Annotated in this window: 21 protein-coding genes and 1 other RNA gene; 18 read left to right on the forward strand and 4 right to left on the reverse strand. The window is 61.2% G+C overall.

What is annotated here, in order from left to right; translation table 11 throughout:
* Positions 1-6 precede the first annotated feature (6 nt).
* Positions 7-522: an adenine phosphoribosyltransferase gene (locus VMH34_00405; protein ID HTT07244.1), complete on the reverse strand. Its 516-nt coding sequence runs from the start codon at positions 520-522 to the stop codon at positions 7-9.
* 113 nt (positions 523-635) lie between these two features.
* Between VMH34_00405 and VMH34_00410 the strand changes: the two genes are divergently transcribed.
* From VMH34_00410 to nfi, 5 genes are all read left to right on the forward strand, one after another.
* Entirely contained in the window at positions 636-1,031 is a 396-nt protein-coding gene (locus tag VMH34_00410) for a DoxX family protein (GenBank protein ID HTT07245.1), read from the forward strand.
* 58 nt (positions 1,032-1,089) lie between these two features.
* Positions 1,090-1,686 (forward strand): hypothetical protein, encoded by a 597-nt coding sequence (locus tag VMH34_00415; protein ID HTT07246.1) that lies wholly within the window; start codon positions 1,090-1,092, stop codon positions 1,684-1,686.
* Complete coding sequence (locus VMH34_00420; protein ID HTT07247.1) at positions 1,687-2,415, forward strand: creatininase family protein; 729 nt, start codon at positions 1,687-1,689, stop codon at positions 2,413-2,415. It begins immediately after the preceding gene.
* Positions 2,416-2,475: 60 nt separating this feature from the next.
* Positions 2,476-2,554, forward strand: a non-coding RNA gene (locus VMH34_00425) — sX9 sRNA.
* A gap of 135 nt (positions 2,555-2,689) precedes the next feature.
* On the forward strand, positions 2,690-3,358 hold the full coding sequence (gene nfi / locus VMH34_00430; protein HTT07248.1) for a deoxyribonuclease V: 669 nt from the start codon (positions 2,690-2,692) through the stop codon (positions 3,356-3,358).
* Here nfi and VMH34_00435 read toward each other — a convergent pair.
* Together VMH34_00435 and VMH34_00440 are read right to left on the reverse strand one after the other, a co-directional pair.
* On the reverse strand, positions 3,355-5,535 hold the full coding sequence (locus VMH34_00435; protein HTT07249.1) for an AMP-binding protein: 2,181 nt from the start codon (positions 5,533-5,535) through the stop codon (positions 3,355-3,357). The two genes, nfi and VMH34_00435, sit on opposite strands and share 4 nt — an antisense overlap.
* A 94-nt stretch (positions 5,536-5,629) precedes the next feature.
* Positions 5,630-7,096: a LysM peptidoglycan-binding domain-containing protein gene (locus VMH34_00440; protein HTT07250.1), complete on the reverse strand. Its 1,467-nt coding sequence runs from the start codon at positions 7,094-7,096 to the stop codon at positions 5,630-5,632.
* Positions 7,097-7,409: 313 nt separating this feature from the next.
* Between VMH34_00440 and VMH34_00445 the strand changes: the two genes are divergently transcribed.
* From VMH34_00445 to VMH34_00460, 4 genes are read left to right on the forward strand one after another with little or no spacing between them, the layout of a single operon-like run.
* The gene (locus VMH34_00445) at positions 7,410-8,198 is read left to right on the forward strand and encodes a methyltransferase domain-containing protein (protein HTT07251.1); all 789 of its coding nucleotides are present in this window, start codon (positions 7,410-7,412) and stop codon (positions 8,196-8,198) included.
* Complete coding sequence (rnhA, locus tag VMH34_00450; protein ID HTT07252.1) at positions 8,185-8,646, forward strand: ribonuclease HI; 462 nt, start codon at positions 8,185-8,187, stop codon at positions 8,644-8,646. The genes VMH34_00445 and rnhA overlap by 14 nt, the downstream gene beginning before the upstream one ends.
* Positions 8,643-9,353, forward strand: coding sequence for a DNA polymerase III subunit epsilon (dnaQ, locus tag VMH34_00455; GenBank protein ID HTT07253.1), 711 nt, complete (start codon positions 8,643-8,645; stop codon positions 9,351-9,353). Before rnhA ends, dnaQ begins: the two co-directional genes overlap by 4 nt.
* On the forward strand, positions 9,350-11,542 hold the full coding sequence (locus tag VMH34_00460) for a SulP family inorganic anion transporter (protein HTT07254.1): 2,193 nt from the start codon (positions 9,350-9,352) through the stop codon (positions 11,540-11,542). Before dnaQ ends, VMH34_00460 begins: the two co-directional genes overlap by 4 nt.
* A gap of 9 nt (positions 11,543-11,551) precedes the next feature.
* Here the strand turns inward: VMH34_00460 and VMH34_00465 are convergent, their stop codons facing one another.
* Positions 11,552-12,211, reverse strand: a complete 660-nt coding sequence (locus VMH34_00465) for a carbonic anhydrase (protein ID HTT07255.1) — start codon at positions 12,209-12,211, stop codon at positions 11,552-11,554.
* Positions 12,212-12,301: 90 nt separating this feature from the next.
* On the opposite strand from VMH34_00465, the gene VMH34_00470 reads away from it, so the two are divergent.
* The 9 genes from VMH34_00470 to VMH34_00510 all read left to right on the forward strand — a co-directional run bounded on the left by VMH34_00470 (position 12,302) and on the right by VMH34_00510 (position 22,287).
* Positions 12,302-12,475, forward strand: coding sequence for a hypothetical protein (locus tag VMH34_00470; GenBank protein HTT07256.1), 174 nt, complete (start codon positions 12,302-12,304; stop codon positions 12,473-12,475).
* Between the two features lie 135 nt (positions 12,476-12,610).
* A complete protein-coding gene (locus VMH34_00475) occupies positions 12,611-13,153 on the forward strand; it encodes a hypothetical protein (protein ID HTT07257.1) in 543 nt (180 codons plus the stop codon).
* Positions 13,154-13,477: 324 nt separating this feature from the next.
* Positions 13,478-14,674 carry an aminotransferase class V-fold PLP-dependent enzyme gene (locus tag VMH34_00480; protein ID HTT07258.1) on the forward strand — a complete coding sequence of 399 codons (1,197 nt, stop codon included), beginning with the start codon at positions 13,478-13,480 and terminating at the stop codon, positions 14,672-14,674.
* A gap of 63 nt (positions 14,675-14,737) precedes the next feature.
* Positions 14,738-15,685, forward strand: a complete 948-nt coding sequence (locus VMH34_00485; protein HTT07259.1) for a CoA ester lyase — start codon at positions 14,738-14,740, stop codon at positions 15,683-15,685.
* A 34-nt stretch (positions 15,686-15,719) separates the two neighbouring features.
* The gene (locus VMH34_00490; GenBank protein HTT07260.1) at positions 15,720-16,898 is read left to right on the forward strand and encodes a malate--CoA ligase subunit beta; all 1,179 of its coding nucleotides are present in this window, start codon (positions 15,720-15,722) and stop codon (positions 16,896-16,898) included.
* Positions 16,899-16,921: 23 nt separating this feature from the next.
* The gene (sucD, locus tag VMH34_00495; protein ID HTT07261.1) at positions 16,922-17,818 is read left to right on the forward strand and encodes a succinate--CoA ligase subunit alpha; all 897 of its coding nucleotides are present in this window, start codon (positions 16,922-16,924) and stop codon (positions 17,816-17,818) included.
* A 58-nt stretch (positions 17,819-17,876) separates the two neighbouring features.
* Positions 17,877-18,848 (forward strand): D-glycerate dehydrogenase, encoded by a 972-nt coding sequence (locus VMH34_00500; GenBank protein ID HTT07262.1) that lies wholly within the window; start codon positions 17,877-17,879, stop codon positions 18,846-18,848.
* Complete coding sequence (locus VMH34_00505) at positions 18,845-21,634, forward strand: phosphoenolpyruvate carboxylase (GenBank protein ID HTT07263.1); 2,790 nt, start codon at positions 18,845-18,847, stop codon at positions 21,632-21,634. Before VMH34_00500 ends, VMH34_00505 begins: the two co-directional genes overlap by 4 nt.
* A gap of 428 nt (positions 21,635-22,062) precedes the next feature.
* Positions 22,063-22,287 carry a hypothetical protein gene (locus VMH34_00510; GenBank protein HTT07264.1) on the forward strand — a complete coding sequence of 75 codons (225 nt, stop codon included), beginning with the start codon at positions 22,063-22,065 and terminating at the stop codon, positions 22,285-22,287.
* Positions 22,288-22,289 lie beyond the last annotated feature (2 nt).

Consider the following 22,289-nt stretch of genomic DNA (forward strand, 5'->3'; position numbering starts at 1 on the left):
GACCCGTCAAAAGTGCACGAGGCTGTGCACGCGGTAGTTGTTCAGTTTTTTGCGTCCGTGTAGAAAATCCAGTTCGACCACAAAGGCGCAGGCCACGAGCGTCGCGCCCAGTTTCTCGACCAGCCGGCAACTGGCCTCCGCGGTGCCGCCCGTGGCGATGAGATCGTCCACCAACAGCACGCGATCATGCTTGCCGACGCCATCGACGTGGATTTCCAGGGTCGCCGAGCCGTATTCCAGGTCATAGGACAGGGCTTCGACCTGGTATGGCAGCTTGCCGGGTTTGCGCAGGGGCACGAAGCCGACGCCCAATTCGCGCGCCGCCAGGCTGCCGAAGATGAAACCGCGCGCCTCCATGCCGGCCACGACGGTAATGCCCACGTTGCGGAAGGGTTTCACCAGTTCCTCCGTCGCCTGCCGGAGGCTGGCGGGATCGCGGATGAGGGGGGTCAGGTCCTTGAATACGATGCCCGGCTTGGGAAAGTCGGGGATGTCCCGGATTTTGGCCTTGAGCGCATCCATGGTGTCAAAGAAACGGTGTTCAAAACATGTTAGCACAGGGTGTCTGTTCCAAGTGACAAGACGCGTGCTAAGGTAGGCGGACAGTGAATCAATCCTTGTCAATGGGAGGGGCTATGATTGCGAATGGCGCGGTACGGTGCTGGGTGGCGTTCGTTGGACGCCTGCTGCTGGCGGCGATCTTCATCATTGCCGGCTACGGCAAGCTGACGCATTTTTCCGCCACGGCGGAGATGATGGTCGGCAAGGGCCTGCCGATGGCGAACGTGCTGCTGGTGCTCACCATCATCATCGAACTGGGCGGCGGCCTGCTGCTGGCAACCGGCTGGTACGCACGCCAGGCGGCGCTGGCCATCTTTCTCTTCATCATTCCCGTGACCTATGTGTTCCACCCCTTCTGGTCCGATCCGGGCCAGCAGATCATGTTCCTGAAGAATCTCGCCATCATGGGCGGCATGGCGCAGGTCGTGGCCTATGGTCCGAGCTGTGGCGTCGGCTGCAAAAGGGCATGAACGCCTAGAAGAAAGTGCTATCGCGGGGGTCGGTAGCTCATCTTTATGGGGAGGCAACATGAAGAAATCATTGCTGGCAGCGGTTTTGGGGGGGCTGGCGGTTTTCGCATGGGGTAGCGTGTCGTGGATGGCATTACCGTGGCATGAGCGTGCCTTGCACGGGTTCGCTGATGAAGCCCCGGTGGCGCAGGCGGTGATGGCCAATGCGCCAGCAAGCGGCGTGTACGTGCTGCCTTATGTGCCCATGTCCAAAAACAACACGCACCCGGATATCACTGATCGCGCCATGCAGGACGCGCTGGCCCGCAGGCAACAGGGGCCGTTCGTTTATGCCTCGGTGACTCGCGAGGGCGTCGACACGAGCATGGGGCCGCAATTCGGGCTGGCCATCGGCTTGAACGTGCTGGTGGCATGGTTGATCGCCACGATGCTGGGTCAGACGCAAAACCTGGATTACCTGCGGCGCGTGATGTTCGTGGCGACGGCCGGCGTCGTCATCGCCCTGGCGGGATATGCGCCGAACGTCATCTGGTGGCATTTCCCGCCGGCCTACACCATTGTCGATGTCGCCGATGCAATCATCGGCTGGTCACTTGCCGGCCTCATCATCGCCGGACTGGTCGAGGGGAAGTCCAGCAGTCTAAGCTTTCGTTAGATGTCAAAACCCGCGGGGATTTGGGTGGCCCAATGCGCCTGGCCGGAGGTCGAGGCGCGGTTGCAAGCGGGCGCGATCGCCGTGCTGCCCGTCGGCGCGGGCGCCAAGGAGCACGGCCATCACCTGCCGCTGGACACCGATTTCACCCAGGCCGAATGGCTGGCCCGGGCGCTGGTCGAAAGACTGCCGGTCGCGGTGTGGCCCACGCTCAGTTACGGCTACTATCCCGTATTCGTGCAATATCCCGGCAGCATCTCGCTGTCCCCATCCACTTTTGAAATGCTGGCGCGCGAGATCGTTACCGGTATTTTGCACACCGGCGCGCGCCATGTGGCGTTGCTCAATACCGGCATCAGCACCATCAAGCCCCTGCAAGCCGCGCTGGCCGGTGTTGAATCGGGACGGGCCACGCTGATCAATGTCTATGCCGGTCCGGCATTCACGGCCGCCGTGCAAGCGGTGGAGGAACAGCCCTTCGGCGGGCATGCCGATGAGATCGAAACCTCGATCATGCTGGCCATCGCGCCGGAGCGCGTCGATATGAGTCGCGCGGTGGCGGCGGACAAGCACATCGAGCGCGGCATGTTCAACCGGCTGGATCCCAAAGGCCCGAACTACAGTCCGAGCGGCGTCAACGGTGACGCCACGCTCGCCACGCGCGCTAAAGGCGAGCGACTGCTGGCGGCGATGCTGGACGATGTGCTGGCGGTCATGGCCACGCTTGCCTAGAAGCTGTCTCAAAACTGCTGCGCAGTCGTGATCCGGTTCCGGGCGGTGCTCGAAATCCTCACATGCTACTGTGTATGCTCCGGTTTCTCCGCTCCGGCCGTAACCGGCTGACGCCCGCTCACTACGTTTTGAGACAGCTTCTGGTATCTATCTTAAAATGCCGTTCGCCCTGAGCACCCCGCCCCCCCGTTCATATATACCCTTCGACAAGCTCAGAGCGAACGGGCGGGGTAGTCGAAGGGTGAACATTGGCGGTATTTTGAGATAGGGTCTAATGTCACTACGTCGCCGCGCCGACTTCAAGCTTACGCCGAGCGCGGCAATTGCGTTACAGGAGCGGCTGCGCCATGAAGTCAGTCACGTGGACCAGTTCAAGCGCATCCGCACCGTGGCCGGCGTGGACGCGGGCTTTCCAGGGGGAGGGCAGAAGACACGCGCTGCCGCGGCACTCTTCGAATATCCGAGCCTCAAGTTCATTGCGGCACGGACGGCGCAGCGGAAGACAACGTACCCTTACGTGCCGGGACTGCTTTCCTTCCGCGAACTGCCCGCCATCCTGGATGCCTTGGCGAAGCTGCCGGTGAAGCCGGATCTGATCTTGTGTGACGGGCAGGGCATCGCCCACCCACGGCGTTTCGGGATCGCCTGTCATCTGGGCTGGTGGCTCAACTGTCCCACCATCGGCGTCGGCAAGTCATTGCTTATCGGCACGCATGCCGCCGTCGGTCGGCAGCGCGGCGAGTGGACGCCGTTGCGCGATGACGAGGAGACCATCGGCGCGGCTCTACGGACACGAACGGGCGTGAAACCGGTGTATGTCTCCAACGGTCATCGCGTGTCGCTCGACACAGCCATCGAATTGGTGCTGGCCTGCACGCCGCGTTTCCGCCTGCCGGAACCCATCCGCCACGCCGATCACCTCGCCTCACAGCGCGGTGTTTAGGCCGGCGGAGGCTCGGTCAGGCGGGTCATGATTTCCATGGCCGCCGGATAGTCGATTTTGCCGCTGGCGAGCTGCGGCAGTTTGTGCACGATTCGCACCTGTTTCGGAATGGCCATCGCGGTGACGCCCTGCCGCTGCGCTTCCTCCACCAGCGCATGGCGCTCCGCCGTGCGTTCCGTTGTCAACAGCACGATCTGTTCGCCCTTGCGTCCTTCCGCGATCACCAGCGCGGCGTGCATGGCCTTCGGCCACAGCGTCATGGCCAGTTCCTCGGTCAGCATGAGCGGCACCGTTTCGCCGCCGATCTTGGCGAAGCGCTTCAGGCGGCCGGTGATGGCGAGAAAACCCTCGGCGTCGAGCTCGGCGATGTCGCCCGTGTCGTACCAGCCGGGGCCGGCATCCGCAGTAGGAGGGGTGATGCCGCCCTCCGCATTAATGTAGCCGCGCATGATGTTGGGGCCGCGCACCAACAGCCGCCCGCCGCGGGGAATGCCTTCCACCGGTTCCAGCCGGTAGTCGATGCCCGTGAGCAGGCGCCCGACCGTGCCGAGCTTGTACAGTGCCGGAGTATTGACCGCGATCACCGGGCTTGCCTCGGTGACGCCGTAACCCTCCATCACGCGCTGGCCGAAGCGTTCAAGCCAGAGGCGTTGCGTTTCCACGCGCAGCTTTTCGGCGCCGGCGATCACGAAGCGCAGCGTGCTGAAATCCAGCGGATGCGCGTAGCGCGCATAACCGAAAAGAAAGGTGTTGGTGCTGAACAGCACGGTGGCGTTCAACTCGTAACACAACTCCGGGATGAGGCGATAGTGCAGCGGCGTTGGATAGAGGAACACTCGCGCGCCCTCCATGACGGCCAGCAGCGTGCCGGCGGAAAGCCCGAAGGCATGGAACATCGGCAGGGTGTTGAACACGAGATCGCGCTGGGTCAGCGCAATCAGGGTCCGCGTCTGCGCGTAATTGGCCAGCAGGTTGGCATGCGATAGTGCCACGCCTTTGGGCGCGCCCTCTGAGCCGGAAGTAAACAAAATGACCGCTGTTGAGTCGGGATCACCCGCGCCCGTGCGCTGGTGATATGCCTGCATCGGGATACGAGTTGCGAGCAGGCCATTAAGTTTTCGCTTCAAGGTTACTTGCGCTTTCAAATCTTCGAGGTAGACCAACTGATGCCCTGCGGCCAGCGCCTGTGCCAATGCTTGCAGCCCTGCCTTCTCGATGAACTCGCGCGAGGTGATGATGGCGCGCAGGCGCGCGACGGCGCAGGCGGCCGAAACGTTTTTGACGCCGGCGGTAAAATTCAACATTACCGGCACGCGGCCTTGGGCATGCAGGGCCAGAAACGCGGTTAGCGCCGCCGTCGAATTCGGCAGCATGATGCCTAGGTGCTCGCCCGGACTGGTGCGGCCTGCGATCAAATCACCGAGTACGAAGGCGCGGGCCAGCAGCGCGCGGTAGGTCAGCGGTTCACGGCGCGGGTCCTCGGCAATGACAGTGCCCGCGCCATGCGTGCGGACGGCGCGGCACAGGGCGGCGAAAACCGTCTCGTGCCGGTAACTGTTGAGGTAGGAAAGCCGGAGCAGGGCGTCATGCAATTGCCGCGCGGCAGCCTTGCGCCGCTGTGGGCCGTGCAGGTCCTCCGGCAATTGCAACCGGAAGGGCGGCAGAAATGTCAGCCGGATGGGCGGCAGCCAGCGGCGCGTCACCATGCCACGCAGGTATGAGAATACTGAATACTGTGCGCCCTCGATGCCGACGGCCAGGATCGCCGCTTCGGCGCGGTCGGCGATCAATCCCGGGCCTTCGTAGATCTTCATCAGACCGCTGGTGATGGAAATGCGCCCCTCCGGAAAGATCGCCGCCTTCCTGTCCTCGCGCAGAAATTTGACCATGCCCTTGACCGCCAGCGCGTGGGTGGTGTCCAGCAGGAAGGTGTCCACGCAGGCCAGAAACGGACGGAACAGGCGGCGTCCGGCAATGTCGGTGTTGACGGCGAAGATGGGCGGTTCAGGCAGGAACAGGAACAACAAGGCGCCGTCCATCAGCGATACATGATTGGCGATGATCAGCACCCGCTGGCCGGCGGCATGATAGTGCTCCAGCCCCCGCACCTCGACGCGGAACAGCCGCCGCACCAGCTCGCGGAGCCACGGGCGCAACAGCTGGGCCAGGCGCTTCATGCGCGGCAATTTAGCCGCCGGCGGTGGTGAAGTGAAGCCCCATTGATAGGGAGACGAGCGGGGAACTTAGGGAATGGACTTGTTCAGAGGCCTTTCATGTCTGCGATGCGGCGTCGCTGACCAAGGTGACGCCGGTATAAATATCCAATTCGTCGCCAGGCTGGAGGCGCTGGCGCGGCCTCAGGTTGTTCCACTGGCACAATTGCTCGACGCTGACCTTGAAGCGCCGGGCGATCGTCCATAGCGAATCGCCGGTCCGGATTTCGTAACGTATGTGCTGCGCCTCGTCCACGGGCGCCGCCAGACGGGATGTCGACGCAGTCGTGGGAACCGGTGCCTCCACCTCGGCGGTGGCCAGGTTTTTCCATACGATGATTTCCTGGTTAAGTCGCAGGGAAACATCGCGTTTCAGATGATTCCATGCCAGCAGGCTGTCCACGCTGACGTGATAAAGGCGCGCAATGCTCCACAGGCTGTCGCCCGGCCTCACGATATGGGTGATTTCGTCGCCCCCGGCGGGGGGCGTGTAGGCCACCGGCATGACCCCGGTCAATTTGGGCGGGTTGGCCGATGCAACAGCGGCTTCGCCGCCGTTCGGAATGAGCAGTTCCTGATCGATGCTCAGGCGTTCGCTCTTCAGACGATTGGCGGCTTTGATTTCGTTGACCGTGACCGCATAACGCTGCGCGATGGCGCCCAGATTCTCGCCCTGCCGCACGACGTGAATGGTACTGTGCACGGCAAGACTGTCGGCGCCCTGAATGGCGAGGGCCCGCTGGAAGGTCTCCGCCTGCCGTACCGGCAGGATCAATTCATGCGGGCCGTCGGGATCGCTCACATGTTTCAGGAAGCCGGGATTGAGCACGCGCAGCGCCTCGACGCTCATGCCCGCCATGTCCGCGGCCTTGTTGAGGTCCATCTGGCGGCCCACGGCCACTGTGGTCAGATAAGGCTTGTTATCCACCGGAGGCAGCGAGACCCGGTAGCGCTGCGGGCTGGCGATGATTTGGCTGACCGCCAGCAGCCGGGGCACGTAGCGCCGTGTTTCCCTCGGCAGATTAAGTGACCAGAAATCGGCCGGTTTGCCTTCTCTGCGATTCGCCTCCATGGCGCGCTGGACATTCCGCTCGCCGCAATTGTAGGCGGCGATGGCGGCCAGCCAGTCGCCTTTGAACACATCGTGCAGTTGCTGCAGATAATCAAGCGCCGCCTGGGTCGAGGCCATGACGTCGCGGCGGCCGTCGTACCAACGGCTGCGGTTCAGGCCGAAGCGTGAACCGGTGCCGGGTATGAACTGCCAGAGGCCGGAGGCCTTGTGACGCGAGGTCGCGTCGGCGCGAAACGCGCTTTCGACGATGGGCAGGAGGGCCACCTCCATCGGCATCCGCCGCCGGTCGACTTCGCTCACGATGTAATACAAATAAGGCTGGGCGCGGGCCGTAGCCTGATCGAGGAAGTCTCGATTGTTGAGATACCAATTCAGGAATCGCTGAACCTCCGGACGCCCTGCCTGCGCGTTGAGCTGGAGGCCGAGTCGGACGCGGTCCCAGACGTTGTTCAATTCATCGGCGTTTGGCGGGCTGTTCGGGACGGCCTTGGAGGAATTGATAATGCGGTGGTCGTATGTGGTTGCAACGGCAGATGAATCAGAAGACGGGGGAGTGGTGGCTGCAACAGGAACATCTTTATCATCGTGTTTGGAAAACCAAGAGCCCACCGTGCTGCATGCGGCGAGCAGAGCCGGCAGTAGCAGCAGCGCGAGAGTAATCCCCCCTCGTTTTCCCCAGCGCATAGAGCGGCCGATGCTAGAGGGACTGCGGGAAGGCGTCAATAGTGATCCGTACAATCCACGCATACGGCATATAATGTAATTTATGAACACTCCTGCTCAGGTCACGGAGCCATCATCGGAACCACCCGTGTCGGGCTTTCAATCATGGCTCGGCTCCGCCACCGGGACGCTGATACGCCGGCAAGCCGCGGCGCAGGTGGGCGCGGTGCTGCCCAATCTATTCGGCTATCACGCCATACAACTGGGAGGTTATGGCGGCGAGGATCTGCTTGGCACCAGCCGTATTTCACACCACTGCCACGCCCAGCACGGGCCATGTTGCACCGCGTCGCCGGGCAGCGATCTGATCTGCGACCCGGCCTCCCTGCCGTTTGCCGCCGACAGCGTGGACGTCATCCTGTTGCCGCACGTGCTGGAGTTCAGTGCCGATCCCCATCAGGTGCTGCGCGAGGCCGAACGGACGCTGATCGGCGAGGGCCATCTGCTGATCCTTGGTTTCAATCCCTGGAGCTGGTTCGGGCTGTGGCGGCTTTTGTCCGGCTGGCGGGGCGCCATGCCCTGGGCCGGCCGGTTCTATGGCCTGACCCGGCTCAAGGACTGGCTGATGCTGCTCGGTTTCGAGGTGATCGGCCGGGAGTATTTTTTCTATCGCCTGCCGGTGCGGTCGCCTGCGTTGTCGCGACGTTTGGGCTTTCTGGAGCGGCTGGGTGCATTGTTCTGGCGGCGCGCGGGCGGGGTCTATCTCGTGGTCGCCAAAAAAAGGGTGGAGTGCATGATTCCGCTGCGCACCCAATGGCGGCTGCGCCGCCGCGTGATTGCGGCCGGGGTGGTCGAACCCTCGCTGCGGCGGGTGAGGAATGGCGACGGATAGGAAACCCGTGGAGATTTATACCGATGGCGCCTGCCGCGGCAACCCGGGTCCCGGTGGCTGGGCGGTATTGATGCGTTACGGCGCGCATGAAAAGGAATTGAGCGGCGCCGAGCGGCAGACCACCAACAATCGCATGGAATTGCAGGCGGTCATCGCGGGTTTGACGGCGCTCAAGCGCCGGAGTGTTGTCAGACTTACCACGGATTCACAATACGTGCAGAAGGGCGTTACCGAATGGCTGCCGGACTGGAAGCGGCGCAACTGGCGCACGTCCGGCAGGAAACCGGTCAAGAACGAAGACCTGTGGCGCGAGCTGGACGAAGCGGCCGCCAGGCATGACGTGGACTTCGAATGGGTGCGCGGCCACGCCGGGCATCCGGAGAACGAGCGCGTGGATCAGCTGGCGAACGCCGCGATAGATCAAATGCTGGCAGGGGACGGCACATGAGGCAGGTGGTGCTCGACACGGAAACCACGGGCCTGGAGCCGGCCGAGGGGCATCGCATCATCGAAATCGGCGCGCTCGAGATCGTCAACCGCCGTTTGAGCGGGCGCAGCCTGCACCATTATCTGCAGCCCGATCGCGAGATCGACGAAGGCGCGCTGGCGGTGCATGGCATCACCCTCGAACGCCTGCGCGACAGCCCGCGTTTCAAGGATGTCGCGGCGGCCTTGATCGATTTCATCCGCGATGCCGAGGTCATCATTCACAATGCGCCCTTCGACGTGGGCTTCCTCAATCACGAGCTGAAACTTGCCGGGGGGGAGTGGAGCAGGTTCGAGAATTACTGCACGGTGCTGGATACGCTGGTCATGGCGCGCGAACGGCACCCCGGCCAGCGCAACAGCCTGGACGCCCTGTGCAAGCGCTACAACGTCGACAACTCCGCGCGGCGGTATCATGGCGCGCTGTTGGACGCCGAGATTCTGGCCGATGTGTATCTGGCGATGACCGGCGGCCAGGCCGCCCTGTTGTTGGAGGATCAAGTCCAGTCCGGCGCTCGCGCCGCCGCTCCAGCCGCGCGCAATGATCGCCCGCCCCTCAAGGTGATTTCGCCAACGGACGCGGAGCTGGCGGAGCACCAACGGCGTCTCGCCGTCATCGACAAAGTTTCCGGCGGCCGCTGTCTGTGGCTGCATGAGGAAGGTTCATGAAATTTGACAAATTGGCGGGTGATTTCTGGGGCGGATTGGCGGCCATGCTGGTCGCGCTTCCCTCCGCCATCGCCTTTGGCGTCACCATATATTCACCCATGGGCAGTTCTTATGCTGCTCAAGGCGCGCTGGCCGGCATCCTCGGCGTCACGGCACTTGGACTGCTGGCGTCCGTGTTTGGCGGCACCAATCGCCTGATTACCGCACCGTGCGCGCCCGCGGCCGCCGTTCTTTCCGCCTTTGTCATTGAATTTCTGGGTCATGGCGAAGCCCGCCTCGAGTCCCTGCTTCTCATGGTGGCGCTGCTGGGCCTGCTTGCGGGCGTCATCCAGATCACCTTTGGCGTAGTGGGACTGGGCCGCCTCATCAAATATATGCCGTATCCCGTGGTCAGCGGCTACCTGAGCGGCGTCGGTCTTTACATCATCGCCAGCCAGGTGCCCAAATTCCTCGGCGTTCCCAAGGAATCACATTTCTGGGAATCGCTCATTGCCACGCCCACGTGGCGGTGGCAGGGCGTGGTCGTCGGAGTGGTGACCATCGCCGTCATGCTGGTGGCCCCCAAAATCACGAAGGTGGTGCCGGCGGCCATTCTTGCCCTCGTGTCAGGCGTGCTGGCCTATTTCGGATTGGGGTTGCTGGACGGTTCTCTTATCGTTCTATCGGACAATCCCCTGATTGTCGGGCCGCTGGGCAGTACGGGCGGCAATTTCATCGAGGTCATGGCCGGCCGCTGGTCGGCCGTGGGCAAACTTACGCTTGCCGACCTCGAGATCGTGGCCATGCCGGCCCTGACGCTGGCGGTCCTGCTTTCCATCGACACACTCAAGACCTGTGTCGTCCTGGATGCGCTCACCCGCTCCCGGCATGATTCCAACCGTGAGCTGATCGGCCAGGGCATCGGCAACGTCACATCCTCAATCATCGGCGGCATTCCCGGCGCCGGCCAGATGGGCGCGACCCTGGTAAACCTGTCCAGCGGCGCGCGAAGCCGCCTCTCCGGGATTGTGGAAGGCATCCTGGCGCTCATTGCGTTTCTGGTGTTGGGCACGCTGATCGCCTGGGTGCCCGTCGCCTCACTGGCCGGCATCCTGATCGTGATCGGTGTGCGCATGATCGATCTGCATACGCTCAATTACCTGAAGTCGCGTTCCACGGTGCTGGATTTCGTGGTCATCGTCGCTGTCGTCATCGTTGCCCTGACGGTCAGTCTCATTGCGGCTTCCGGCACGGGCATCGTGCTGGCCATCCTGCTGTTCGTCCGCGAGCAGATCGGCGGCCGGGTCGTCCGCCGCAAGGCCTATGGCGATGCCACCTTCTCCAAACAGATCAGGCCCCAGGCGGAAATGGAGATTCTCATACAGCAGGGCGGGAAGACGGTGATTTTTGAATTGCAGGGCAGCCTCTTTTTCGGAACGGCCGACCAGTTGTACACCGCGCTGGAGCCGGAGTTTAAGAAGAGAACCTACGTCATCCTGGACATGCGGCGGGTGCAGTCGGTGGACGTGACCGCGACCCACACGCTCGGCCAAATCAAGGACATGCTTGCCGAGCGCAACGGTTTTCTCATTTTCTGCCAGATCCCGTGGAATCTTCCCAGCGGCAGGGACATGAAACAGTACTTCGATCAGGTCGGACTGGTCAGGCCGGACAGCCCGGTGAAGGTTTTTGGCGAAGTGGACGAAGCCATCGAATGGGTGGAAGACCGCATCCTTGCCGAGGCGGCGCTTGCCCGCGCCAAGGAAAAACCGCTCGAACTCAACGAAATCGAATTGTTCAAGGAGCGCAAGGCGGAAACCCTTACCGCGCTTGAGGCCTGCATGGAAAAGCGCGCCTGCAAGGCGGGCGAAGCGATTTTCGCCCGCGGCGACACCGGCGATGAGTTATTCCTCATCCGGCGCGGGGAGGTGCGCATCATGCTGCCGGTGGACGAGACCCACAGCCACCACATCAGCACCTTCGGACGCGGCGCCTTTTTCGGCGAGATGTCGTTTCTGGACGGCAAGCCCCGCTCGGCCACTGCGATTGCCTATTCCGACACCGATCTCTACGTGCTCCCTCGAAAAATGTTCGACCGGCTTTCCGGCGAGCACAAGCGGGTTTCCCTCAACCTGCTGGAGGGGCTGGCCAAGATGCTGGCGGCAAGGCTCCGTTACGCGGACATGGAAATACACGCGCTCGAGTCCTGACGCGCCATATCATTTCCGGCCGGCTTCATCAGGTTCTTCCCTCGGCACGGGCGAGAATTCGCCGGTGGACTGATCCAGGAGCGCCAGCACGCCATTGGCGATCCCGAAATGGCAGCCGTGGATCTCCAATTTGCCGGCCGCCACGCGCTCGCGGATCCACCTGTAGGTCAGCAGATTTTCCAATCCCAGACGCACGATCTGGTATTCGATCTGCTGCTGCCGCGCCTCGGGCGGACAGGACATCCGCATGAACCGCTCGCGCGCGGGCGCCGCAATGCTCATCCAACTGCCGAGGTAACCGCTGCTCAGCATGTGCTCCTGAATGTCCCCCAGCAGGGCTTGGGCGCCGCCGCAACGGGCGTGGCCCATCACCACGATGTGTTCGACGTTCAGATACAGGACGGCGAATTCCAGCGCCGCGCTTGTGGCCTGTACCTTGGCCACGGGTGAATCCGGAGGCACCAGGTTGGCGATGTTGCGCAGCACGAATACCTCGCCCGGACTGGTGTCGAAAATGGTTGCCGGATCGACGCGGCTGTCGCAACAGGCGATGAACATGATTTTGGGCGATTGGCCGCGCGCCTCCAGCTCGCGGTAAAGTTTTTGCGCCGCCGGGAAACGGCCGGCGCGGAACCGCCGATAGCCCTGAAGCAATGGATCAATGCTCACGCAGTATCCCTCATTTAAGAACAAGGCCCGCCATAGTAAGCTGGACGATGGCGGTAGGCCACTCTGGATCAAAATCAGGAGGTCATTTTCATGTCGGATCAAAGCCCGATCAAAGTCATCGTCACGGATTTCGAGATGTCATTCTGGTCGATGGTGTTTTTCATGGTGAAATGGGCCATCGCCGCCATTCCCGCCGCCATCATCCTGGTGGCCACGGTCATGCTGGTCGTGGGGGTTTTCGCCACCTTCGCCGGCCTGCGTTGAAATGATTAAAGGGGTCGGAGCCCTTTGTAATGCGGCCGGCCAAAAAGGGCTCTGACCCCATTAAAATAATGACCATGCCCCGTCGTGCCTGGCCAGGGTTGGAGATAACGCTGCGGCGGCGGTAAGCTTGTCGAAATGTCTCTCCGGGTGTGGGCGCTGATTGTGCTCGCCGGTTATTTCGGCTGGCGGGAGTTTTTGCGCGCGCCGGTGAGCGCCGAACTGGCGGCGCATAAGGGTTACACGATCACCGAGCTGGAGCCTTACACGGAAACGCTGCGCGTGCTGTCCACGGAGTCCTACAGTCTCGGCCGTGAGTCGGATCTATCGCCTATTGACATCGCCGCCGGCTGGGGGCCGATGGCGGATCCCTCCATCTACAAACAGTTCCAAATCAGCCAGAGCGGGCGCTGGTATTACTGGCAAACAGACCATTTCCCCATTCCGCGCCGGGAGGTGGAGACACACAGCAGCAACATTCATATCGTGCCCGCGACTCCCGCCATTGCCAAGGCGTTGGAAAAGGTGAAGCCGGATGAATTGATCGATGTCGACGGCTCCCTGATCGAGGTCAGGGCCAATGACGGCTGGCACTGGAAGAGTTCGCTCTCACGCGAAGACACCGGCGCGGGCGCCTGCGAGTTGTTGCTGCTCAAGAAAATTTCCATAGAGGAAAGATAATCTAATGGGCCACCCCGGAGAGTTTTAACACTCCGGGCGTCTGTTTCGAGCATTTTCCGGTGTTTCTAGTGGTTGCAGGTGCAGCAAAATGGCTTTTTCACCCCTAAACCGGCCATTTTGCTTGCACGGAAACGGTAAGTTGCTGATAATTCCCTCCTGATTTTGGGAGCCGTGACAGGTTCTAGCGGGCCAGCGAAGCCCGCCACGGTCAATCATTCCAACCCTTGTTCAATCGCATAAAACTTGAGTCGGCGATGGGGGATTCCGCGTCATGCGGAATCTTTCGCGTCGACAGTAATGAACTGATATTGAGGAGATTCAGTCATGCCAGGACGTAACTTTCTGTTCATACCCGGTCCGACCAACATCCCAGATCGCATCAACCGCGCCATGCACCTCGCCCAGGAGGATATGCGCGCGCCGGACCTGCCGAATTTCACCAAACCGCTGTATGAGGATATGAAAAAGGTTTTCAAGTCCAAGACCGGCCGGGTCTTTATTTATCCCGCTTCGGGAACCGGCGGTTGGGAAGCGGGCATCAGCAATACACTTTCGCCCGGCGACAAGGTGCTGATGTCCGGCTTTGGCCATTTCTCCAATCTTTGGATCGACATGTGCCAGCGCTGGGGCCTGAACGTGCAGGCGCTGGAAGTGGAATGGGGCGAGGGTGTGCCGGCCGGGAAGTACGCCGAAATCCTCAAGGCCGACAAGAAGCACGAAATCAAAGGCGTGTTCGCCACGCAGAACGAAACCGCCACCGGCGTCGCCTCGAACATCAAGGCAGTGCGCCAGGCACTGGATGACGCCAAACACCCGGCGATGCTGTACGTGGATGGCGTGTCCTCGGTGGCCTCGATGGATTTCCGCATGGACGAATGGGGCGTGGACGTGTGCGTCTCAGGCTCGCAAAAGGGTCTCATGTTGCCGACCGGTCTCGGTATCATCTGCCTGAGCCCGAAGGCGATGGAGGCCGCGAAGACCGCCAAGTTGCCGCGCTGCTTCTTCGACATCGCCGATCAAATCAAGGCCAACGACATGGGTTTCTTCCCCTACACGCCGCCAATGAACCTGCTGCGCGGCCTGCGCGAATCACTCAACATGATCCTCGAGGAAGGTCTGGAGAACGTGTTCGCGCGCCACCACCGTTATGCCGAGGCCACCCGCGCCGCGGTCAAGGCCTGGGGTCTCAAGCTGGTGGCGAAAGAGCCGAAATGGTATTCCGATACCATCAGCGCCGTGTTTGTGCCGGAAGGCTTCAACGGCACCGAGGTGGTGCGTACTGCCTACCGCCGTTACAACCTGTGCCTGAGCATCGGCCTGGCGAAGGTGGCGGGCAAGATCTTCCGCATCGGTCATCTGGGTGACATGAACGAGTTGATGTTGCTGGCGGCCTTGAGCGGGGCCGAGATGGCCATGCGTGATCTTGGCATCAAGGTCGAGGCGGGCTCCGGCGTGGCGGCGGCGCAGGAATATTTGCGCGCCTCGGCGAAGCCTTCCGTCGAGGAAGCCAGAAAAATTTAACTGATTGACGCGCCGTCACCGGGGCCCATGGTTCCGGTGACGGCGATTATCGAGGGAAAATCCATGAGCTTTACGCAATACAAACCGGTGCGCACGCGGCTGCAACGGAGCGAACTGGCGGTACCCGGCTCCAATCCGTCCCTGTTCGAGAAGGCGCTGAAGAGCGATGCCGACTATGTATTTCTCGACTGCGAGGACGCGGTCGCGCCGGACGACAAGGAGAAGGCGCGCAAGAACATCATTCAGGCCCTGAACGATCTGGACTGGGCCGGCCACGGCAAGACCATCTCGGTGCGCATCAACGGACTGGATACTCATTATATGTACCGCGACGTGGTCGACATCGTCGAGCAGGCCGGCGCCAGGCTCGACACCATCCTCATCCCCAAGGTCGGCACGCCGTCGGACGTCTACATGGTGGATTGCATGCTGACCCAGATCGAGGAAGCCAAAAAGATCAAAAAGCCGATTGGCATCGAGTGCCTCATCGAGATCGCGCTCGGCATGGCCAACGTCGAGGCCATCGCACAGTCGAGCAAGCGTCTGGAAGCGCTGCATTTCGGCGTCGCCGATTTCGCGGCCAGCTGTCGCGCGCGCACCGTCGTCATCGGCGGGCTTAATCCGGATTATCCGGGCGACCAGTGGCACTCGGCACTGCAGCGCATGGTGATTGCATGCCGCGCCTATGGCATCCGCGCGATTGACGGACCATTCGGCGATTTCAACGATCCGGAAGGCTATAAAGACGCCGCGCGTCGTGCGGCGGCGCTGGGATACGAGGGCAAATGGGCCATCCACCCCTCGCAGATCGCGCTTGCCAACGAGGTCATGTCGCCGCCGCCGAAGGAGGTCGAGAAGGCCAAACGTATTCTGGTGGCGTTGGAGGAGGCCGCCAGGGCTGGAAAGGGTGCCGCCCAGCTCGACGGGCGCATGATCGACGCCGCCTCGGCGCGCATGGCCGAGAACGTGGTTCGCATGGCGGACGTCATCGACGCCAGGACCAAAAAATAACGACCATCCGAATTCAAATTGCAGGAGAACCACCGTGGAAATTCATGAGTACCAGGCAAAAGAAATCCTTGCGGGTTTCGGCGTTCAAATCCTGTCCGGCGGGCTGGCCTACAGCCCCGAGCAGGCGGTTTACCGCGCCAAGGAAATCGGCGGCAGCGCATGGGCCGTCAAGGCCCAGATCCACTCCGGAGCACGCGGCAAGGCCGGCGGCATCAAGGTCTGCCGCAACGACGATCAAATCTGGGGGGCTGCGGACGAACTGCTCGGCAAGCGTCTGGTGACGCACCAGACCGGTCCGGCCGGCAAGGTCGTGCACCGGCTTTATATCGAGGCCGGCTGTGACATCGACCGCGAAATCTATCTGGCCTACGTGCTCGATCGCGCCGCGGAACGGGTGGCGGTCGTTGCCTCGGCGCAGGGCGGCATGGAAATCGAGGAAATCGCCCACAGCAAACCGGAATCCCTCATTCGTTGCTCGATAGAGCCGGCGGTGGGCATGCAGGAATTTCAGGCCCGGGAGATCGCCTTCGCACTGAAGATCCCGCCGTCCATGATCAGCCAGGCGGTCACCACGTTCATGGGTTGCTACCGCGCCTTCCGCGATCTCGACGCCACCATGGTCGAGATCAATCCACTGGTTCTCACCAAGGACAACAAACTCGTCGCCCTGGACGCGAAGATGTCCTTCGACGACAACGCCATGTTCCGGCACCCGAACATCTCCGAACTGCGCGACAAGTCGCAGGAGGATCCACGCGAGATGCAGGCGGCCGATCGCGGCCTGTCCTATGTGGGCCTTGACGGCAACATCGGCTGCATGATCAACGGCGCAGGGCTCGCCATGGCGTCGATGGACATGATCAAACTTGCCGGCGGCGAACCCGCCAACTTCCTCGACATCGGCGGCGGCGCCAATCCGGAGCGCGTCGCCAAGGCCTTTCGTCTTGTGCTTTCCGACCCCAAGGTCGAGGCATTCCTGGTCAACATTTTTGCCGGCATCAACCGCTGCGACTGGGTGGCCGAAGGCATCATCCAGGCGCTGGACAAGGTTGAGATGAAGGTTCCGCTGGTGGTGCGGCTGTCCGGCACCAACGTTGACGCGGGCCGCAAGATCATCAAGGAGAGCGGCAAGCCGATCATCAGCGCCGACACGCTCGCCGAGGCCGCCGAGAAGGTCGTGGCGGCTTGGAAAAAGCACACCGGCAGGAAATAACGGGAATTTGAAGAGGATATACCATGGCGATTCTTTTGAACGAGAAATCACGCGTGATCGTGCAGGGCTTTACCGGCCAGATCGGCACGTTTCACGCCAATGACATGATCAAGTACGGCACCAACATTGTGGGCGGAGTCACGCCGGGCAAGGGGGGAGCCAGGCATCTGGAACGTCCGGTGTTCAATACGGTCAAGGAGGCGGTGCGGGAAACCAGCGCCGATAGCAGCATTATTTTTGTACCCGCGCCTTACGCGGCCGACTCCATCATGGAGGCTGCCGATGGCGGCATCCGGTATTGCGTGGCAATCACCGACGGCATACCAGCCCAGGACATGATCCGCGTCAAGCGCTATATGCGTCGCTACAAGGAGGCGAATCGTATGCGGCTCACCGGCCCCAACTGTGCCGGCACCATCTCGCCAGGCAAGGCCATGATGGGGATCATGCCGGGCCACATCTACATGGCGGGCGACGTCGGCATCGTCGGCCGTTCCGGCACGCTCGGTTATGAAGCGGCCTCGCAGATGAAGGCGCTCGGCATCGGCGTCACCACCTCGGTCGGCATCGGCGGCGATCCCATCAACGGCAGTTCATTCAGGGATATTCTTGAACTCTTCAACAACGATCCGGAAACCAGGATGGTGGTGATGATCGGCGAGATCGGCGGCCCGCAGGAGGCCGAGGCCGCGAAGTGGGCCAAGGACAACATGAAGAAGCCTGTCGTGGCCTATATCGCCGGTCTGACGGCGCCAAAAGGCCGCCGCATGGGCCATGCCGGCGCCATCATTTCCGCCTTTGGCGAATCGGCGGCGGAGAAGGTGGAGATTCTGAAGGAATGTGGCGTTACCGTCTCGCCTACGCCGGCGGCGATTGGCCAGACCGTGGCCGACGTGCGCAAAAAACACGGCATCAAGTGATGACGCATTGAATGAGTTACTACGGCATAATTTCCCGGGAAAATCTTAAGGACGTTCCATGAGCAAACCGAAGGTTCTTGTCACCCGCGCCTGGCCCCGGGAAGTCGAGGCCGAGTTGCAGAAACATTATGACGTGACGCTCAACGCCACCGATGTTCCGATGTCGGTGACGCAGTTGCAGGACGCATTGCGCCAGTACGACGCGGTGTGTCCGACCGTGTCGGATAAGATCAACGCCGAGGTTCTTGGCGCGCAACCCCTGCGCGCGAAAATCCTCGGCAATTTCGGCGTCGGTTTCAATCACATCGATCTCGAGGCCGCCAAGGCACGGGGGTTGACGGTCACCAACACCCCCGAGGTGCTGACCGACTGCACCGCCGATCTCGCCATGACGCTGTTGCTCATGGCGGCGCGGCGCGCCGGCGAGGGAGAACGCCACGTTCGCACCAGGGCGTGGACCGGCTGGCGGCCCACGCACATGATCTCGACCAGGGTCACCGGCAAGACACTGGGCCTCATCGGCATGGGTCGCATCGCCCGCGCCGCAGCGCAACGCGCCCATCACGGTTTCAGCATGAAGATCATCTACTTCGATCCGTTCCCGCCGCCCCCGGAGGCGATCAAGGACCTGAATGCCACACAGTGTGCGAGCATTGAGGACGTGTTGACGCGGGCCGATTTTGTCTCGCTGCATTGTCCAGGCGGCAAGGAGAACTACCACCTCATCAACGCCGAGCGGTTGAAGGTGATGAAGCCGGGGGCCATCCTCATCAACACGGCGCGGGGCGATGTGGTCGATGAAAAGGCGCTGATCGCGGCGCTCAAAAAAGGCACCATCACGGCAGCCGGCCTGGACGTCTACGAGGGCGAACCCAAAGTTAATGAGGAATACCTGACCATGGAAAACGTCGTGCTGCTGCCGCATTTGGGCAGCGCCACCCGCGAGACCCGCGTCGCCATGGGTATGCGCGTATTCGAGAATTTGCAGCTGTTCTTTGCCGGCAAGCCGGTGCGTGACAAAGTGGTGTGACCAGCAAGCAGTCCGCCAGGGCACCGTACTTCAAACCGCTTAACGCGGTGACGCCCGCGGAAGGCGCAATCGCCGCCAATTCGGTGGCCTACGCCAACAAGGTCGTGGGCCTGCTCCATGACCTCCTGCTCGATGTGATCCGCCTGCGTCAGCCGGAGATTGAACCCGTCCTTGAAGGGCGCGCGCCGGTTCCGGAAAACAATCGTGATTTGCTTCTGCGCACAATGCAGGCCCAGGGAATCTGGTTTCAGCTTCTCAATATCGCCGAGGAAAACACCTCGATGCGCCGCCGCCGGTTGCTCGAAACCCGGCGCGGTCCGCAGGCGGTGGAGGGTACCTTCAGCCATGTACTGGCGCGGGCGGCTAGGGCGCGTGTGCCGGCGGCGGAAGTACAGGCGCTGCTCAATCACGCGCGCGTATTGCCCACAATCACTGCGCATCCGACCGAAGCCAAGCGCGTCACGGTGCTGGAGGCGCACCGGCGCATCTATCTCCTGCTGGTGCAGATGGAGTCGCAGCGCTGGACGCCGCGCGAGCGGGCCGATCTGATCGATCAACTAAAGAGCGAGATCGATCTGCTCTGGCTGACCGGCGAGATCCGGCTGGAAAAGCCGACGGTGGATCAGGAAGTCGCCTGGGGCCTGCATTTTTTCAATGAATCGCTCTATGAGCGCACTCCGCAATTGATCGACAGATTGCGTGAGGCCTTGCGGGCCGCCTATCCCAAACGCAAGTTCAATCTTCCGTCGTTCTTCAAGTTCGGCTGCTGGATCGGCGGTGACCGCGACGGCAATCCTTTCGTCACCAGTGAAGTGACGCGGAAGACATTGCGTACCAATCAATTTGCGGCGCTGCGGCGTTATCGCAAGCGCCTTGAACAGGTGCTCAAAAAACTCTCCATCGCGCGTCATTCCATCAAATTGTCCGATGACTTCGCACGGGCGCTGGCGAGTGAGCTGAAACGCGCCGGTGACGGAGAAATGATCGCCAGACGCAATCCGGGCGAGGTATTTCGTCAATATTTGAGTTGCATCCTCCGCAAATTCGATGCAACCCTGAACGCGGTGGAGCGGGGTGCTGCGCTTGATGTTTCCTACGCCTATTTCAGCACCAATCAGATGATCGATGATCTCAAGGCGGTGGAGCAGGGCTTGAACGACGCACGCTGCGAAACCCTGAGCCGAACGCTGATCGAACCTCTGCGGCGCGAGGTGGAGAGCTTCGGTTTCCGCACAGTAAGTCTCGACCTGCGGCAAAACACCACGGTCACCAACCGTACGCTGGCGTCTGTTTACGAGAAACTTGAAAACGCCCGAGCACCGGAAGCCGGTTCCAATGAATGGAGGCAATGGTTGGCGTCCGAACTGTCCCGTCCACTCGAGGGTCGCCCTGATTTGACCGGCCTTGCCGACGAAGCGATGGAGTTGCTGAATACACTGCGTCTGATGGTCGAGCCGAATACGCTGGTCGATATCGAAGCCATCGGTAATTTTATTCTCAGCATGACGCAAACCGCGGCGGATGTGCTCGGTGTTTATCTGCTTGCCAAGTATGCAGGACTGTTCAACGATCGCGAAGGCATCGACCACTGCCGCATCATGGTGGTGCCGTTGTTCGAAACCATTGAAGATTTGCATGCCGCGCCGGGCATCATGCGCGAGTTGCTGGCCATGCCGCTGATCCGTCGCACGGTGGGGCAATCCGGCAATGTCCAGGAGATCATGATTGGATATTCCGACTCCAACAAGGACGGCGGTTATTTCACCGCCAATTGGGAATTGTGCAAGGCTCAGGAAGTGCTGACGGAAACCGGGAAGGAGTTGGGCGTGCCGGTAAGTTTTTTCCACGGCCGCGGCGGTTCGGTCAGCCGTGGCGGTGCACCGCTGGGCCACGCTGTCGCGGCCCAACCCGCCGGCTCGGTACATGGACAGATGCGGATTACCGAGCAGGGGGAGGTCGCCTCCGCCAAATATTCCAATAAGGGTACGGCGCTATATTCGATGGAATTACTCGCCGCCAGCGTGTTCCAGCACAGCCTGATGTCAGAACGCGAACGGGAACTCAAGCCGCACCCGGAGTTCGATGAGGTCATGGCGCTGATCTCGGATCGTTCGTACGCCGTCTATCGGCAACTGGTCGATCAGCCGGGCCTGGTGTTCTACTACGAAACCGCCAGTCCAGTCGAGGAATTAAAACTGCTCAACATCGGCTCCCGTCCGGCGCGGCGTTTCGGCGCCAAAACGCTGGCACAACTGCGCGCCATCCCATGGGTGTTTGCCTGGACGCAGAACCGGCACATGATTACCGGCTGGTACGGCGTAGGTTCTGCGCTCGCGCAATTTACCGGTGGTCGCGGTGGCAAGGGGGGCAGAAAGGTGCTGCAGTCGATGTTCAAGGAGTCGCGTCTTTTTCGCCTCATCATCGACGAGGTTGAAAAGGCGTTGACACAGGTGGATTTGGCCATCGCGCGCAAATATGCCGAGCTGGTCGATGACAGGGATATCCGGGAGACGGTTTATGGGATGTTTGAAGAGGAGTATCACAGTACCGCAAAACAGATTTTGGATATTCTGGGAACCAGGACATTGTGTGAGCGGTTTCCACGTTTTCGCCGCCGGATCACGCGGCGGCTGGCTACCATCAGCCAGATCGGACTGATCCAAGTCAAGCTTATCCAACGTTTCCGTGCCCTCAAAAAGACCGATGAGAAGGCGGCGCACGCATATTTAGTGCCGCTACTGCTTTCCATCAACTGCGTCGCCGCCGGCCTCGGCTGGACCGGCTGATTTTTCATCTTATTGAATTAATTAATGTAAATTACGTATAATTTTTATTATTGCAAATAATAATAATTATCATTTAGAATTATATACGTCCAGAATTCATAAACGGGCTGAAACCGAAATGCATGACCATCCAGACCCCGACCTTATGCTGGCCGCCTTGCTCTTTTTGTTAACGCAGTTTGTGGTTCAGGGCGAACGTCCGGCACTGTCACTAGCGGTCGTCGATCACCTCGAACGACTCAACGCCCACCTCGACAGGTTACCGCCCAGATTGAGCGGAGCGATACCGCGCTTGCTGCAGCAGTGGCATGCCATCAGCGGCGCCCCGATTACTGCCCGTGTCCCATCGGAGCGGCAATGCCGGGCAGCGGACGGTACCGTGGCCCACACCGCCAAGATTCTCCGGTTCCCCGCGCGAGGAGCGCAACATGGTTAGCGAGAGATGCCGGGCGGTTCATCTGGCCAGCGGCGACTACTGCGAAGTGACGCGTTGCATGGATTGCGGCAGCCTGCATTTAACCGTGGGTTCATTGTCGATGCGGTTGCCGCCGCATGTCGTGAAAGACCTTGCCGAATGTATTGCCGTCGCGCTGAATGCATTGCGCACACCTGAGGAAACATCAACTCCGGATTTTCAATCCTACAAAAACTGATT

The sequence above is a fragment of the Gammaproteobacteria bacterium genome (assembly GCA_035501935.1).
Taxonomy (GTDB): Bacteria; Pseudomonadota; Gammaproteobacteria; order JAJPIJ01; family JAJPIJ01; genus JAJPIJ01.

What these genes read in the sequence shown, in the direction of transcription:
- sucD (HTT07261.1), top strand. Translation starts at nt 16,922, where the DNA reads ATGGCGATTCTTTTGAACGAGAAATCACGCGTGATCGTGCAGGGCTTT.
- VMH34_00470 (HTT07256.1), top strand. Translation starts at nt 12,302, where the DNA reads ATGTCGGATCAAAGCCCGATCAAAGTCATCGTCACGGATTTCGAGATG.
- VMH34_00405 (HTT07244.1), bottom strand. Translation starts at nt 522, where the DNA reads ATGGATGCGCTCAAGGCCAAAATCCGGGACATCCCCGACTTTCCCAAG.
- VMH34_00410 (HTT07245.1), top strand. Translation starts at nt 636, where the DNA reads ATGATTGCGAATGGCGCGGTACGGTGCTGGGTGGCGTTCGTTGGACGC.
- rnhA (HTT07252.1), top strand. Translation starts at nt 8,185, where the DNA reads ATGGCGACGGATAGGAAACCCGTGGAGATTTATACCGATGGCGCCTGC.
- VMH34_00480 (HTT07258.1), top strand. Translation starts at nt 13,478, where the DNA reads ATGCCAGGACGTAACTTTCTGTTCATACCCGGTCCGACCAACATCCCA.
- nfi (HTT07248.1), top strand. Translation starts at nt 2,690, where the DNA reads ATGTCACTACGTCGCCGCGCCGACTTCAAGCTTACGCCGAGCGCGGCA.
- VMH34_00420 (HTT07247.1), top strand. Translation starts at nt 1,687, where the DNA reads ATGTCAAAACCCGCGGGGATTTGGGTGGCCCAATGCGCCTGGCCGGAG.
- VMH34_00435 (HTT07249.1), bottom strand. Translation starts at nt 5,535, where the DNA reads ATGAAGCGCCTGGCCCAGCTGTTGCGCCCGTGGCTCCGCGAGCTGGTG.
- VMH34_00445 (HTT07251.1), top strand. Translation starts at nt 7,410, where the DNA reads ATGAACACTCCTGCTCAGGTCACGGAGCCATCATCGGAACCACCCGTG.
- VMH34_00485 (HTT07259.1), top strand. Translation starts at nt 14,738, where the DNA reads ATGAGCTTTACGCAATACAAACCGGTGCGCACGCGGCTGCAACGGAGC.
- VMH34_00500 (HTT07262.1), top strand. Translation starts at nt 17,877, where the DNA reads ATGAGCAAACCGAAGGTTCTTGTCACCCGCGCCTGGCCCCGGGAAGTC.
- VMH34_00415 (HTT07246.1), top strand. Translation starts at nt 1,090, where the DNA reads ATGAAGAAATCATTGCTGGCAGCGGTTTTGGGGGGGCTGGCGGTTTTC.
- VMH34_00475 (HTT07257.1), top strand. Translation starts at nt 12,611, where the DNA reads ATGTCTCTCCGGGTGTGGGCGCTGATTGTGCTCGCCGGTTATTTCGGC.
- dnaQ (HTT07253.1), top strand. Translation starts at nt 8,643, where the DNA reads ATGAGGCAGGTGGTGCTCGACACGGAAACCACGGGCCTGGAGCCGGCC.
- VMH34_00510 (HTT07264.1), top strand. Translation starts at nt 22,063, where the DNA reads ATGGTTAGCGAGAGATGCCGGGCGGTTCATCTGGCCAGCGGCGACTAC.
- VMH34_00460 (HTT07254.1), top strand. Translation starts at nt 9,350, where the DNA reads ATGAAATTTGACAAATTGGCGGGTGATTTCTGGGGCGGATTGGCGGCC.